The following is a 13,913-nucleotide window of genomic DNA, read 5'->3' as shown; positions in this document are numbered from 1 at the left end:
CTTAATTTAATACCCAAACGCGTCCATAATGTTTTAACAAGCCTGCAACGTGCCCTGCTTGCTCGCCAATCCCTTGATATAAATCGAAATGTTGCCCTTTTACAGCACCACCGACATCTAATGCCACCATTAAACGCAACTGATGGGTGCCTTTCCACTTCCCTTCATCATCAATTTCTGGCATTTCCACCAATAATACGGTTCCTGATGGTATTAAACTGCGATCAGATGCGACTGAAGCTAATGGGACTAACGGTACCCCTGCTGAACCTTTTACCTTGCCATTTGGTACATTCTTGAAAAAGACATAAGATTCATTACGTTCTAATAACCCTTGTAAGCGGTGTGGATTATTCGTCGCCCATTCTTTAATCGCTTGTATCGACATTTTCTCTTTCGGAATTTCGCCATCTTCGACTAACAAGCGTCCAACGCTAGTATAAGGAAAACCATTTTGTCCTGCATAGGCAAAATAGGTTAACTCATTGTTTCCAAAGTCAATATAACCGCTGCCCTGTACGCCTAATAAAAAGTTATCTAGCATGGAATCACTATAAGCAAGTTCCAATCCTTTCCCATTTAATACCCCTGCATAAATTTGCGCACGAGAAAAACGTTTCGCGCGTGGCATGGCATAAATTGGGTGTTGATACTTCCCTTGTGGTGTACGGCGAGCATGAATAACAGGAGAATAGTAACCCGTCATTAAGACATTTTGGAAACCATCTTCGCCTGCCATTTTTTGAATCCCAATGCCAAAATAATTTAATTGAGAAATCTCTGCTCCCGCTAATACCCAACTGGTAATTTTATCGTATGTATCTCGATATGCTGCAGTTAAGCGTGGTGAAACACTACTGATCATACTTAGCTGTGTGAGAAAATCGCCTTGATTCACGACTGCACTATGATTTTCCACCATGCCAACTGGCGTTAAAGGCGCTCTCATATAACTACGCCCTTGATAAACTGCCCCTAATTGTTCATATAATGAACGTTGCGAAAGATTAGTATCTGAGTGATTTGCTGAGGAACAACCAGCAAGCACGAAAATAGCGGCGACAACCGCAGCAACTTTTTTAAATTTTCCCATAGGATAATAATATAGCCCTTACATTTACTAAAATTTATACTGAAAAAAACGGCAATAATAATAACAAGTTTATGCAGATCTTGCTGAAATTTCTCTGTAATGTTCGTTTTAATTTCGTTTATGATTAAATTTTTATCAAATAAAATTTATTTTTTTAAAAAAACTTGCAAAAACGAAAAAAGAGGGTATAGTAGCGCACATCTGACGCGGGGTGGAGCAGCTTGGTAGCTCGTCGGGCTCATAACCCGAAGGTCGTTGGTTCAAATCCAGCCCCCGCAACCAATCATTTTTTCCTCATTAAATTTATTTTCTTCTTTCTTATCTTTTTTATTCTGTAGCTGTGATAAGCTTTGGTTTACACAATTCACCAAGAAAACATCGCATTTTAGCGACGAACAACTTGTGCAATAGATGTATCAGAAATTAACTGGTAAGAATGTCGGATTGACTTATCCGACAATATTTCTCAATTATTATAATGGCGTGGCAATAGATAAATGTGCCGTATCATTGATACGTTCAATGTTGAACTGTTTTTCCTCACCATTTTGTTGATAATTGACCACACTAATACTGCAATTAATCAAACTCTCGCTGACATCAGGTTGGCGATGAGTTTGCCAAGTATGTCCGCCTAATAAGGCAAGTAATAAACGTAAGGTATGTCCGTGTGAAACAATTAAAATATTTCCTTGTTGATGCACTCGAATCATATCTTGCACGGCTTGCCATGAACGAGCGGCTAATGCACTAAATGGCTCACCTTGATTATATTCAGCAATATGCTGATCATATATCTCAGGTTGTTTGACCAAATGTTGGAATGGCGCTGTATGCCGAATGGTATCAACCTGAATCCCTTCCCATTGACCAAAAAATTGTTCATTTAGCCCTTGATGCTGGAATAAAGGAATATCACGCGAGCCAATCACATGACGCGCGGTAGTAATCGTACGTTGCAAACAGCTAGAATAAGCAGCAATAAATGGAATATCGTTTAATGCCTGCCCTGCTGCCAAAGCACCGTTTACGCCCTCTACAGTCAAAGGGGAATCCCCTTGCCCTTGTAACAGCCCCTTTTCATTCCATTCTGTTCTACCATGGCGTAAAAAATAAAAAGTCAGATTTTTTTGCATCATAACCCTCAAAAAATAGCCCTCATTGTCGAGGGCTGTTTATGATCTATTAAGCTTGTTCTTGATCTGCATATTTTGCGGCAGTTTCTTTTAATAATGGTTGTAATTCACCCTTTTGGAACATCTCCATAATAATATCACACCCACCAATCAACTCCCCCTCTACCCATAACTGTGGAAAAGTTGGCCAATTTGCAAATTTTGGTAATTCCGCTCGAATATCTGGGTGTTGCAAAATATCTACATAACCAAACGGCACTTGGCAATTAATAATGGCTTCTACTGCTCTTGCAGAAAATCCACATGATGGGAATTTTGGTGAGCCTTTCATATAAAGAATAATTGGATTTTCACTTAATTGCTGTTTAATTCTTTCGATAGTTTCCATTTGTTTAACCTCACGCTATACGATAAGACAAAAAGTGTCGAGATTGTAGCATAAGCCTAGAAATAAACCAATCTTGCTTAGGTGATTACTCGCCGCTTTTATGCTTTTTACTCAAACTATCCTCTTTACTGAGATAAGTGTTCTCTTCACTCTTCAATCGTTAAATTTGTGATCTAAATCACGAATTATAACCAGCACCTTATTCCTGAAAAGCGTACAATATCCAAGATTATTAAAATCACTTCAAGGAGAAGACAATGAAAGGCTTAAAATTAACTCTTTTAACTATTTCTGCTGTATTAGCATTATCTGCTTGTAGCAGTCAACAATATACTGAAAAACAGGCTGAGCAACGCCTAGTTGATCAGACCACTTTTGGAGTAAATTGGCTGCAGCAATCTGGTGAATATCAGGCATTGGCTTACCAAGCCTTTAACATCGCTAAAGTCAGTTTTGATCATGCCAAAGTGCAAAAAGGCAAGAAAAAAGCAGTGGTATCTGATTTAGATGAGACGTTATTAGATAACAGTGCCTATGCAGCTTGGCAAGCAAAACATCTCCAACCTTTTAGTGGTGAGACATGGACAAAATGGGTCGATGCACGTCAAACTGCTGCGATTCCTGGCGCCGTAGAATTTGCTAACTATGTGAATAGTCATGGTGGCACAATGTTTTATGTTTCAAATCGTAAAGATAGCAATGAAAAAGCGGGAACGATTGATGATATGAAACGTTTAGGATTCACTGGCGTGAATGAGAAAACATTACTCTTGAAAAAAGATAAATCCGCAAAATCTGCGCGTTTTGCCGAAATTGAAAAGATGGGGTATGAAATTGTCATGTTTGTTGGGGATAATCTTAACGATTATGGTGATGCAACTTACCGTAAATCTAACGCAGAACGTCGCCATTTTGTTAGCGAAAATCAAAATAAGTTTGGCAAACAATATATTATTTTACCAAATCCAAACTATGGTGATTGGGAAGGTGGTTTAGCGCCAAACTACTTTAATAAATCCAATACTGAAAAATTAAAGATCCGTGAAGAAGCGTTAAATGCTTGGGACGGTAAATAGTCTCAACATCTTGCTAAATGAGTAAATTTAGGTAGTGAATAGTACATTCACTATCTTTATTTTTGTTGATGACACTGAGATTAGTAACAAAAATGCCTTAAACAGTGAAACGATTTAAGGCATTTATCTATTCTTAATTTAAATAGGTAAAGACTTTTACAACTTTTTTCACGCCACTAATATTACGTACTGCCTCTACTGCAGCATTCGCTTGTGCTTGCGTCAAACGCCCTAATAAATAAACAATGCCATTTTCAGTGATTACTTTCACATCAGTTGCTTTTACATTGCCATTTACAAAGAGTTTAGATTTTGCTTGTGTTGTAATCCAAGTATCTTGACTTACCTGAGTAAAACTTACTTTTGGTGCAATTTCAATTTGATTATACACATCAGCAATATCTTTTACCCCTCTTGCTAAGCTAGTTGCCACTTCGCGTAAACTTTCATTTGGCGCTTGCCCAACTAATAATACTCTCGCATTGTAAACAATAGCATTAATATGTGCTTGAGAATTAAGTTGTTTGTCTTTACGTAATACATCTGTTACACGTAACTCTAATGTTTGATCATCAATTTGCGTTCCTGTAGTACGCGGATCTGTGATAACTTTTGTTGCGAAAGCGCCGCCACCAACCACTGCAGCGACACACCCTTGTAATAATAAAACAGCCCCTACTGTTGCACTCACTTTTATTAATTTTTTCCATTGACGATTACGCATTATTGCCTCCTTTTTGGGATTAATGAGAAAACAGCGAAAAATCAATTAATTCGCACAAGGTATTAATAATAAAGAGATGTTGTTCTAATACTCGCACTTCTTTTTGTACGGGAACAGCGATATTAATATCATTTTCATCTAATAAACCGTTTAAATGATCGCTTTTATCCCCTGTTAATGCAACTACTAAAATATCTTTTTCTTTTGCATAACGGATCAGAGAAAGTGAAATCTCTTCCGTATCGGGGGTTAATACCACTAAAATATCACCAGACTGTACCATTGCATTAAACTGTTTTTGGTATGCTTCTAGCAAATTATTATCACTCAATAATGCCGCCCCTACCGTTCCCTCTAAACCTAGCGATACCGCTGGAAAACTTGGTCGCGCTAATTGATAGCGATTAATTAAATTCGCTACCAATAATTGCGCATTAGCAGTAGAACGTCCATAACCAAAAACAGCAATTTTATTCCCTCTCAATAAACATTGTGTTAATTCATTAGTGGTTTTTGCTAAGATCTCTGGAATCACTGCAGCTGTTGCAATATGTCCTTTGATACTCTCTTCATATAATGCTTTTATTCTCTCTAACATATTTCTCAATCATTCAGCTCAATAAAATTTTTTAACCAAGTAATTTGATGATCAATACCATCAAATGCAACCACATCAAATCGGCAATCTACGGTATCTAAACTTTGATTATACTGACTCAGCCATAAATTAGCAGCTTTTAACCATTTCTGTTGTTTTGCCCAAGAGATACTTTCTACTGCTGAACCAAAACGCTTACTTTTTCGTTGACGAACCTCAACAAAGACAATGGTCTGCTGCTCGCGCATAACTAAATCAAGTTCTCCACAACGAAAAGTTTGATTGGCAGCAATAAAAATTAATCCTTTTTGTTCTAAAAAATGGCGAGCTTGTTGTTCAAACTCGCCACCTTGTTGTCTTGGTCGAAATAATGACATATCAATTAGTTAATCGTCTTAATATTGCCGTTATCATATTGTAGCCATGTCATTGATCGTTCAATATTACAACCATCACCTGCTTGCAATACTCCCGTTAACCCATTGATGCTATAACCTGGAATTTGACGCATTTCAGCAAATTTACTAATTAAGATCCACGCATCTGCTCCCATCGCATATAAACGAAGTAATGAATAATCACCGTTTGCAAGTTTTAATGCTTGTTGATAACTTGCTGAGTTGAGATCACTTAAGAATGGAATATCACTAAATTTCACCCCATTCATTGTTATACGGTAATCAGGACCATTATTAGCTGAATTACTGCGTGAGGTTGCATAAATCGCTATGCTATGAGCATCTGAATTATCTAATGCTGTTTTGATCTCTTGCAGTTGTTGACTATCTGCGACAACATAAATCGCATTCACCTTACCTGACATTGCGGCATTTTTAATATTCGCCAAAATATCATCAACGAGACTATAGTAATAAGTATTTGCGTCGGTTCCTGCAAGACGCTGCCATTTAGCATTAAATGCTGAAGCACTGCGTTGTCCAAGATCATTTTGTGGTGCGAATACCATTGGATTTGTTTCACCATCATTCCACATTTTTACTGCAGCAGATTGTGCTTCATCTTCTGGCGATAATCCATAATAACAAACACCCTGTAACGGTCGCATACTCGGAGCTGTGTTCAAGGTTAAAACGCTTAATCCCTGCATCACGCTACTATTTAATAATGTTTCCACATTATCTTTTAATAACGGACCAACAACCGCTTGAGCCCCCTCTTGCTTCGCCTGATTTACAAGATCTACTACAGAGATACCACTCATAGTGTCGTAATTTTTCACAATCACAGAAGAACTTCCATGAGCATCATTAAAACCTTGTTGAATAATTTTACCAATCAACTGAGCATTACCACTTAATGGCAATAATAAAGCGACTTGTTTAAGAGTTAATTCTTCAAAGTTAACCACACCACGTAAATCAGTTGGTAGTAAAAAGGCGGCAGAATGGTTTGCATAAGTCATTTTCCAGTTTTGAATCGCAAAGCGCATTTGCTCAGGTTGTGAGAGATGATCGTTATAGACTTTTGCTAAATCAATCCACCCTTTTAAGACAATATCATTTGGCTCAACAATTAAGCTATTTAACGTATTCTTATCTAAACTTCTCAATAAGCTCCAGATAGTATCATTATTCTGTTGCTTACGTTGCATATCAGTAATAAAACGATCCATCTGAATATGTGCATTAATCGCACCGACAAAATCTTTACTATTTTCTGAAACTTGAGCTAACACCCCATAATAGCGAACTTTTTGTGAAGAACTTAGTACGTTGAGATCTATTGTATTTAATAATGTTATCGCACCATGGTTATCTCGCTGTACGGATAATAAATGCGCTTTTAATAAACTTGCATCAAGTTGTTGAGATTTATCAAGATCTTTCAGTGAAGACAATAAACTCTCTGCTTGATTAATTTTGTTTTCACTTAATAAAGCACGCACAGCTAATAATTGATAATTAGTACGCTCGTTATCATTTTGGCTGCTATTGACTTTATCTAAATAAAAATCTGAGCTAGCGTAAGCATCGTTTTGTAACATAGTATTTCCTGAACCTGATAAAACACTACACCCTGCGACACTAAACACAACAAAAAAAATCAGGAAAAGATTTTTTAAATTCACTCGTTGTAATAGAATGTGTAACATATTCTTCCCTATGATAATTTGAACTATCATGACAAAATAAAACCACTCAACCTAAAGTTGAGTACCTGTAAAATCTTACTTATCTATTAGTTTAAAAGCAAATAAAAGACTTAATTATGAGCAATTTATTTGGCACATTGTATATTGTTGCTACCCCAATCGGAAATTTAAATGATATTAGCCAACGTGCGTTGGATATTTTAACCCAAGTTGATCTCATTGCAGCAGAAGACACACGTCATAGTGGTTTACTGCTTAATCATTATGCGATAAAAAAAACATTATTTGCATTGCATGATCATAATGAACAACAAAAAGCCACTTTATTAATCGAAAAATTACAACAAGGTATCAATATTGCCTTAATCTCTGACGCTGGCACCCCATTAATCAGTGATCCTGGTTTTCATCTTGTACGAGCTTGCCGCCAAGCTGATATTAAAGTTGTGCCTATTCCTGGTTGTTGTGCGGCTATTACAGCACTTTCTGCAGCAGGAATTGCTTCTAATCGCTTCTGTTTTGAAGGTTTTTTACCAGCAAAAAGCAAAGCTCGCCAAGATCGTTTATCTGAATTAAATCAAGAACCTCGCACCTTGATTTTCTATGAATCTACACATCGAATTCTCGATACCCTACAAGATATGTTATTGATCTTCGGGGAAGATCGTTACCTTGTCATGGCGAGAGAGTTGACCAAAACCTGGGAAACTCTCTATGGCAGCCGTTTAGTGGAGTTAATTGATTGGCTAAAACAAGATGCTAATCGCTGTAAAGGGGAAATTGTTTTAGTTGTTGAAGGCGCGCCTGAACCCGATAAATCGGATTTTAGCGAACAAGCTCTACGAAGTTTACGTTTAATTAGCCAAGAATTGCCCTTGAAAAAAGCAGCAGCGATTGTAGCTGAAGTTTATGGTTATAAAAAAAATGCCCTCTATCAGTATGGTTTAGACCATTTCGCATCTGATCATTAATCGTAGAGAAAGGAATTATCGTGTATCGTCATCATTACCTTGAAATGCAAGAACATTATCTTTATGTGCCATATTTTGATCATATGCGTCGCGTGCGTATTCTTTTACCCCAAAATTATCACCAACAACAATGGCAACGCTATCCTGTGCTATATATGCACGATGGACAGAATGTTTTTTATAGTAAAGAGTCTTATTCTGGCTATTCATGGAAAATTATTCCTACTCTCAAACACGATAAAGCACTACCACAAATAATTGTCGTAGGCATTGATAATGCTGGCGCAGCTCGTCTAGATGAATACGCCCCTTGGCAAACCGATGTCGGTTCCCCAGAAATGCGAAACATAGGTGGTTTAGGTATGGAGTATGGGAAATGGGTGGTAGAAGTTGTAAAACCTTTTATTGATCAACACTATCGTACCTTACCAGAACGAGAACATACCCTATTAGCTGGCAGTTCGATGGGGGGAATTATCACCGCTTATATGGGATCGGCTTATCCACACATTTTTGGGCATTTAGGCGTTTTTTCCTTAGCATCATGGTTTAGTGAGCCTGCTTTTCTTGACTTTCTCCACCAACACCCCGTTGATCAAGCTAGTAGAGTCTTTATTCACGTTGGTACGAAAGAGGGTGATGATGCTGATGCACAATTTATTTCCAATATGAATCAAGCCTATATTGATTGTACGTTACGCTATTATCAAGCCTTAATCCGTACTGGACACCCACTAGACAATATCTGCCTACGTTTAATGGCAAACGAAATCCACCACGAAAAACATTGGGCAGATCATTTTGTGGAGTTTTTAAGGTTTGCATTTTTTAATGAGTAAATAATGATTTCTTGTATTGTACGTTTATGTTTAGTTTGTTTAACATTATTCTTTGCCTTTTTTAGCTTTATTCCCGTTGCCATGGCTTTCGATGCAGGAATTAAGCTTTGGAATAGTCTTCTCTTTATTGCACATATACTATTCTTCGGTTCAATTTTACTCTTTATTATTCTTCCCAAGGAGATTTTGACCCCAAAATTCTGTCTTAGACTTGGAATTATTGGCATTGTTATCCCGCCGTCTCTATTTTTAGTTTTACTAATAATGCCAACATTATAAAAGATAAATTTATGTGTTAGTTATTCAAAGGAAAGGGAAATATAATTAATTGACAATAATTTATCGTATTGTCCCTTTTACCTTAGCGTTTTACTCTACTCTATTTATTAATGAAATTAATATAAGTATTGTTTGAAATAATTTTATAGAATTAACTTATCTATTCCATGCTCTCACAAACATTACAACAAAGTTCCAATCAATTCCCCACTATAAAGGTATTTTTTTACTATCGCACTGGCTACAACGGCATTATTTTGAGCATAATGCCCTGTGATGATATTAACCTGATGTTGATCGAGTAAGAGATTTTGATTTAATTTGTGTTTTAAGTGTTCAACAAAAATAGCATTTGATCCTAAATAGCTAGAATTGATCATAATTTTGTCTGATGAAAAAATATTTACTAAATTCATTAACACATATGAAATACCATCTGCCACATAGTGCAAAATAGCAATCGCCTGTTCATTACCTTGATCCGCTAAATCGCAAAGATATTGAATTTTTTGTTCATTATCTGCAATATCATTTGGCAAAAGATGATTCACAAGGCGATAAATCGCAGCATAAGTTACATGATGTTGTAATTGCTGAGCATCTTCGGCTAATAAATCTTGACTAATAATGTTAGAGAGTGGATTTAAAGTCGGCAAACAAACACGATCAATATTCATTCGTTGTTGTTTGCTACCTTGGATCATTTTTCCTTTAATTGACACACTCATATTAATCGCTTCATCAATGTGTAAAAAAATGACATTTTCACTACTAATTGCAGCGCCTAACGTTGATTCAGCAAACACCCATGCTGAAAAATATTCCGTTAAAATAATAGGTAAATGAAAGTGTTGATTTAATTCAGTTTGCAGTTCTAGATTGAGGTGATATTGCCCTAAACGCTCAATTCCCGTTTGTTGACGATTAAGTAGACCATCTACTGAAATCGCTATGGCAAAGAGTTGTATTATGTGTTGTCGGTATTCTTGCTGAAAAGCAGTTAAATTATTAATTAATAGGGAATTTAATTCTGTAAGTTGTGTCGTTAAAATAGGATAACATTTGGTTGCAACAACTTTCCCATTCAGTTCACAGAGGAAAAGTGTCATTTCTCTTTCACTTAATACCACACATAATGACTGCCAATAAAAAGGAGAAATCGCTAGCCCTACAGCAGGACGTCCTCGTAAAATCGGCGTTTGTGTGGTGCGTTCGATTACTAATTTTAGATCGATTAATTCTCGCGTAAAATTCGTGATACTGGCGGGGGCTAAGCCTGAAATTTTTGATAAATCAATCCGTGAAATGAGATCAAATTGTTCAATTAAACGATAAATTGTGCCTAAATGCTGTAATTTTTGTGATGAGTTTAATAACTGCTTTGCCATAAGTCCTTTGTCAACAGTTCACACCAAAACTGTTTTACTCCATAAGATAATAATTTTGTTTGTTATACGAATTTTTTACTCCATTCTCAAGCAGTTTCCTGCAAATTTGCGAAAGAGTTCACACTTTATTTTCAACTATTTTTTAATTTTCAAAAAATTGTTGATAAATTCCACTACTTTTGTGTTTCTGCATTTATCCTATTAGCAAACTGTTGTAGAATGGCGTGCTTATAAAAAACAAGAAATTCATTGAGGTTACTATGACACAAGCTAAATCCGTTGCTGAGATTTTAAAAGGCGACGTGGCGATTGGTTCGTCCACCGTGGTACGTGGTTGGGTGCGTACTCGACGTGATTCTAAGGCAGGCGTTTCATTTCTTGCTGTTTATGATGGCTCTGGTTTTTCCCCAATTCAGGTGGTGATTGATCAGTCTATTGAAAATTATCAATCAGAAATTTTACGTTTAACGGCTGGCTGTTCTGTTGTGGTTACAGGGAAAGTAGTAGAATCTCCTGCAGCAGGTCAAGCGGTTGAATTACAAGCGGAAAAAATCGAGGTGTGTGGTTGGGTGGAAGATCCCGATACTTATCCAATGGCAGCAAAACGTCATTCTATTGAGTATTTACGTGAAGTAGCACATTTACGCCCTCGTACTAATTTAATTGGTGCGGTAGCCCGTGTGCGTCATTGCCTTGCTCAAGCCATTCATCGTTTTTTTAATGAACAAGGTTTCTATTGGGTTGCAACTCCACTAATCACAGCATCTGATACAGAAGGTGCTGGCGAGATGTTCCGTGTATCTACATTAGATTTAACCAATTTGCCAAAAACTGAACAAGGCGAAATTGATTTTAGCCAAGATTTCTTTGGCAAAGAATCTTTCTTAACCGTATCAGGTCAACTTAATGGTGAAACTTATGCGTGTGCCTTAAGTAAAATTTATACGTTTGGACCGACGTTCCGAGCAGAAAATTCAAATACGACTCGCCACCTTGCAGAATTTTGGATGGTAGAGCCCGAAGTCGCTTTTGCTACCTTAGCAGATAACGCTAAATTAGCAGAAGATATGTTGAAATATGTCTTTAAAGCCGTTTTAGATGAGCGTATGGACGATATGGAATTTTTTGCCAAACATGTTGATAGTACAGTAATTACTCGTTTGCAAAACTTTATTAACTCTGACTTTGCACAAGTTGACTACACTGATGCGATTGAAATTTTAAAACAATGTGGCAAAACTTTTGAGTTCCCTGTGGAATGGGGTATTGATCTTTCTTCAGAACATGAGCGTTATCTCGCTGAAGAACATTTCAAATCTCCTGTTGTGGTGAAAAACTATCCGAAAGATATTAAAGCGTTCTATATGCGTCTCAACGATGACGGTAAAACGGTAGCTGCAATGGACGTTTTAGCACCAGGAATTGGGGAAATTATTGGTGGTTCACAACGTGAAGAACGTTTAGAGGTGTTAGATAAACGTATGGAAGAGATGGGACTTAATAAAGAAGACTACTGGTGGTATCGCGATTTACGCCGTTATGGTACTGTGCCACATTCAGGCTTTGGTCTGGGTTTTGAGCGCTTAATCGTATATGTAACTGGGGTACAAAATATTCGTGATGTCATTCCATTCCCTCGCTCACCAAGAAACGCTGCATTCTAATCGTTAGTAGCAGATGATTGAGAAAAAGTCAAATGCATTTAAGATCATTTGGCTTTTTTGTACCTTAAAATCTCACTGTTAGAGTACTAAATACAATTTTTTATTATCAATTAGTATGATTTACAATGATAATTTATTTAAGTTGTTGGCTTTTTAGGCATTTAGTTCATTCTTATTTAAAAATATTTTGCAATTCCGTAGTAGCTCATTATAATGGCGAGGTTTTCACAAAGCGACCGTAGCTCAGTTGGTTAGAGCACCACCTTGACATGGTGGGGGTCAGTGGTTCGAGTCCACCCGGTCGCACCATCTAACTTTTCCAAAAACTTAATCTCCAATTCCATTACAACTGTTTTTTAGGTGGCATAGCTAATATATATCCTACAATTAAATGCTACTCAAAAAGCAATCATAAATGCTATTCTTTGCCATCAAAACAGTTTTCTTTAATCCATGTTTGGAAATGTGGGTTATTGATTTTAATTGATTTATTTATATCTCTTGTAATCAGTTCTTTTTTCTCTAATTTTCTTATTTGTCCTTGTATTGAACTTGCACTAAGTTCCTCAACCCCAATTTTAGCGGCTAATCTCTCTCTTGTTGCCTTTTTGTAAGGTGTTGTTTCTCCTTCTGTGATCAGCTTGACTATTTCACGCTCTAACAAGCTTAATTTCGCCCATATTTTGCTCGCATCGCTTAATTCTGCCATTTGAGAAAGCCGATATTCTGCCGCCTGTTCTAACGTTAAATCAGGGTTAATAATCATATCTTGCGTAATTGAGCGCATATATAATGGCGTAAAATGCACTCGCTCAAAGAGCTGATAAAAATATTCTTTATCAATTTGCTTGCCTGTTCGGCTATGGTAAATATCTGCTAAAAAGTCTGTAAATGATTTCGTGAGGTATGGAAAGTCAATAGGGTGTGCAAAATGAAAAAAAGGCGCTTTATTGTCATTGAACATCAACCGCAAGCCATTTGTACTGCTTCCCGTGAATATCACTTTAATTTTATTTTGATTTACATCAAGCCCCGTACGCAAGGATTGAATAAAATCATCATTGCCTTTCTCTCTTGCCAACTCTTGTACTTCATCAAGCAACATTATAATCGGCTTCTTGGATTTCTCTGCTAATTCGTTAAGTAGTCCACTAACAGTAAAAGAAAATCCTTTACTCTCAGTTACTAACTCAATGCCAACCCCTAACACATCAACACTTTTAAGTTGTTTGATTGCTTGAGTAAATTTATTTGTACCACTGGTTACTTCATCTAAAAAATCAAGTAACTGCGCATTAAACACTTTTTTTGCTTCGCTATCCGCTTTCTCCATAAAGCTAAAATAAAATACATTAAACCCCATTTCTTTTGCCATTGGCTTAATATCGTTTAGTAAAAATTGCGTTTTCCCCATACGACGTGGTGCAAATAAGGTTAGGGCGTGCATAATGCCATCTTTTAAACTAATTAAAATACGGCTTGCAAGCTCAGTTCTTGGATAATAAAGTGGATCTTTCATAGACGACCTTTATATATAATTATACAAAATAAGTATAATTATACATTTCTTATATAATTATGTATATCTTTCTGAGTTGACCTCGTTATCTAATGGAACTGATTCGTAAGCAAGTTAAAAATCGT

General features: G+C 36.7%; 13 protein-coding genes and 2 tRNA genes. 6 read left to right on the top strand and 9 right to left on the bottom strand.

Annotation, left to right across the window (positions count from 1 at the left end):
* Position 1: 1 nt before the first annotated feature.
* Complete coding sequence (mltA, locus tag ACFFHK_RS01635; RefSeq protein WP_382368305.1) at positions 2-1,093, bottom strand: murein transglycosylase A; 1,092 nt, start codon at positions 1,091-1,093, stop codon at positions 2-4.
* A 205-nt stretch (positions 1,094-1,298) separates the two neighbouring features.
* Between mltA and ACFFHK_RS01630 the strand changes: the two genes are divergently transcribed.
* Positions 1,299-1,375 (top strand) — tRNA-Met (locus tag ACFFHK_RS01630).
* Positions 1,376-1,566: 191 nt separating this feature from the next.
* Here the strand turns inward: ACFFHK_RS01630 and ACFFHK_RS01625 are convergent.
* Positions 1,567-2,229: a histidine phosphatase family protein gene (locus ACFFHK_RS01625; protein WP_382368934.1), complete on the bottom strand. Its 663-nt coding sequence runs from the start codon at positions 2,227-2,229 to the stop codon at positions 1,567-1,569.
* Positions 2,230-2,278: 49 nt separating this feature from the next.
* Positions 2,279-2,617 (bottom strand): Grx4 family monothiol glutaredoxin, encoded by a 339-nt coding sequence (gene grxD, locus ACFFHK_RS01620; protein WP_382368302.1) that lies wholly within the window; start codon positions 2,615-2,617, stop codon positions 2,279-2,281.
* A 257-nt stretch (positions 2,618-2,874) separates the two neighbouring features.
* Between grxD and ACFFHK_RS01615 the strand changes: the two genes are divergently transcribed.
* Complete coding sequence (locus ACFFHK_RS01615; protein WP_382368299.1) at positions 2,875-3,693, top strand: 5'-nucleotidase, lipoprotein e(P4) family; 819 nt, start codon at positions 2,875-2,877, stop codon at positions 3,691-3,693.
* Between the two features lie 133 nt (positions 3,694-3,826).
* On the opposite strand, the gene dolP is transcribed toward ACFFHK_RS01615, so the two are convergent.
* From dolP to ACFFHK_RS01595, 4 genes are read right to left on the bottom strand one after another with little or no spacing between them, the layout of a single operon-like run.
* Positions 3,827-4,417, bottom strand: coding sequence for a division/outer membrane stress-associated lipid-binding lipoprotein (gene dolP / locus ACFFHK_RS01610; protein ID WP_382368296.1), 591 nt, complete (start codon positions 4,415-4,417; stop codon positions 3,827-3,829).
* A 19-nt stretch (positions 4,418-4,436) separates the two neighbouring features.
* Complete coding sequence (locus ACFFHK_RS01605) at positions 4,437-5,015, bottom strand: D-sedoheptulose-7-phosphate isomerase (protein WP_382368293.1); 579 nt, start codon at positions 5,013-5,015, stop codon at positions 4,437-4,439.
* Positions 5,016-5,020: 5 nt separating this feature from the next.
* A complete protein-coding gene (locus ACFFHK_RS01600) occupies positions 5,021-5,392 on the bottom strand; it encodes a YraN family protein (RefSeq protein WP_382368290.1) in 372 nt (123 codons plus the stop codon).
* A 5-nt stretch (positions 5,393-5,397) separates the two neighbouring features.
* Positions 5,398-7,128 (bottom strand): penicillin-binding protein activator, encoded by a 1,731-nt coding sequence (locus ACFFHK_RS01595; protein WP_382368287.1) that lies wholly within the window; start codon positions 7,126-7,128, stop codon positions 5,398-5,400.
* A gap of 116 nt (positions 7,129-7,244) precedes the next feature.
* Between ACFFHK_RS01595 and rsmI the strand changes: the two genes are divergently transcribed.
* Positions 7,245-8,099, top strand: coding sequence for a 16S rRNA (cytidine(1402)-2'-O)-methyltransferase (gene rsmI, locus ACFFHK_RS01590; RefSeq protein ID WP_382368284.1), 855 nt, complete (start codon positions 7,245-7,247; stop codon positions 8,097-8,099).
* 44 nt (positions 8,100-8,143) lie between these two features.
* The gene (locus tag ACFFHK_RS01585) at positions 8,144-8,938 is read left to right on the top strand and encodes an alpha/beta hydrolase (protein ID WP_382368931.1); all 795 of its coding nucleotides are present in this window, start codon (positions 8,144-8,146) and stop codon (positions 8,936-8,938) included.
* A gap of 461 nt (positions 8,939-9,399) precedes the next feature.
* Here ACFFHK_RS01585 and ACFFHK_RS01580 read toward each other — a convergent pair whose 3' ends face one another.
* Positions 9,400-10,605 carry an ROK family protein gene (locus ACFFHK_RS01580; protein ID WP_382368281.1) on the bottom strand — a complete coding sequence of 402 codons (1,206 nt, stop codon included), beginning with the start codon at positions 10,603-10,605 and terminating at the stop codon, positions 9,400-9,402.
* Between the two features lie 260 nt (positions 10,606-10,865).
* On the opposite strand from ACFFHK_RS01580, the gene asnS reads away from it, so the two are divergent.
* Positions 10,866-12,269, top strand: a complete 1,404-nt coding sequence (gene asnS / locus ACFFHK_RS01575; RefSeq protein WP_382368278.1) for an asparagine--tRNA ligase — start codon at positions 10,866-10,868, stop codon at positions 12,267-12,269.
* Positions 12,270-12,501: 232 nt separating this feature from the next.
* Positions 12,502-12,578: transfer RNA gene (locus ACFFHK_RS01570), tRNA-Val, on the top strand.
* Positions 12,579-12,687: 109 nt separating this feature from the next.
* Here the strand turns inward: ACFFHK_RS01570 and ACFFHK_RS01565 are convergent.
* Positions 12,688-13,788, bottom strand: a complete 1,101-nt coding sequence (locus tag ACFFHK_RS01565; RefSeq protein ID WP_382368275.1) for an ATP-binding protein — start codon at positions 13,786-13,788, stop codon at positions 12,688-12,690.
* Positions 13,789-13,913: the final 125 nt, after the last annotated feature.

The sequence above is a fragment of the Gallibacterium trehalosifermentans genome, from assembly GCF_042433055.1.
GTDB classification, from domain to species: domain Bacteria; phylum Pseudomonadota; class Gammaproteobacteria; order Enterobacterales; family Pasteurellaceae; genus Gallibacterium; species Gallibacterium trehalosifermentans.
This window is presented reverse-complemented; position numbering and strand designations above follow the sequence as displayed.

Coding starts and splice junctions, on each gene's coding strand:
- ACFFHK_RS01615 (WP_382368299.1), top strand. CDS start 2,875: ATGAAAGGCTTAAAATTAACTCTTTTAACTATTTCTGCTGTATTAGCA.
- ACFFHK_RS01585 (WP_382368931.1), top strand. CDS start 8,144: ATGCAAGAACATTATCTTTATGTGCCATATTTTGATCATATGCGTCGC.
- grxD (WP_382368302.1), bottom strand. CDS start 2,617: ATGGAAACTATCGAAAGAATTAAACAGCAATTAAGTGAAAATCCAATT.
- ACFFHK_RS01580 (WP_382368281.1), bottom strand. CDS start 10,605: ATGGCAAAGCAGTTATTAAACTCATCACAAAAATTACAGCATTTAGGC.
- asnS (WP_382368278.1), top strand. CDS start 10,866: ATGACACAAGCTAAATCCGTTGCTGAGATTTTAAAAGGCGACGTGGCG.
- mltA (WP_382368305.1), bottom strand. CDS start 1,093: ATGGGAAAATTTAAAAAAGTTGCTGCGGTTGTCGCCGCTATTTTCGTG.
- ACFFHK_RS01600 (WP_382368290.1), bottom strand. CDS start 5,392: ATGTCATTATTTCGACCAAGACAACAAGGTGGCGAGTTTGAACAACAA.
- dolP (WP_382368296.1), bottom strand. CDS start 4,417: ATGCGTAATCGTCAATGGAAAAAATTAATAAAAGTGAGTGCAACAGTA.
- ACFFHK_RS01625 (WP_382368934.1), bottom strand. CDS start 2,229: ATGCAAAAAAATCTGACTTTTTATTTTTTACGCCATGGTAGAACAGAA.
- ACFFHK_RS01605 (WP_382368293.1), bottom strand. CDS start 5,015: ATGTTAGAGAGAATAAAAGCATTATATGAAGAGAGTATCAAAGGACAT.
- ACFFHK_RS01565 (WP_382368275.1), bottom strand. CDS start 13,788: ATGAAAGATCCACTTTATTATCCAAGAACTGAGCTTGCAAGCCGTATT.
- rsmI (WP_382368284.1), top strand. CDS start 7,245: ATGAGCAATTTATTTGGCACATTGTATATTGTTGCTACCCCAATCGGA.
- ACFFHK_RS01595 (WP_382368287.1), bottom strand. CDS start 7,128: ATGTTACACATTCTATTACAACGAGTGAATTTAAAAAATCTTTTCCTG.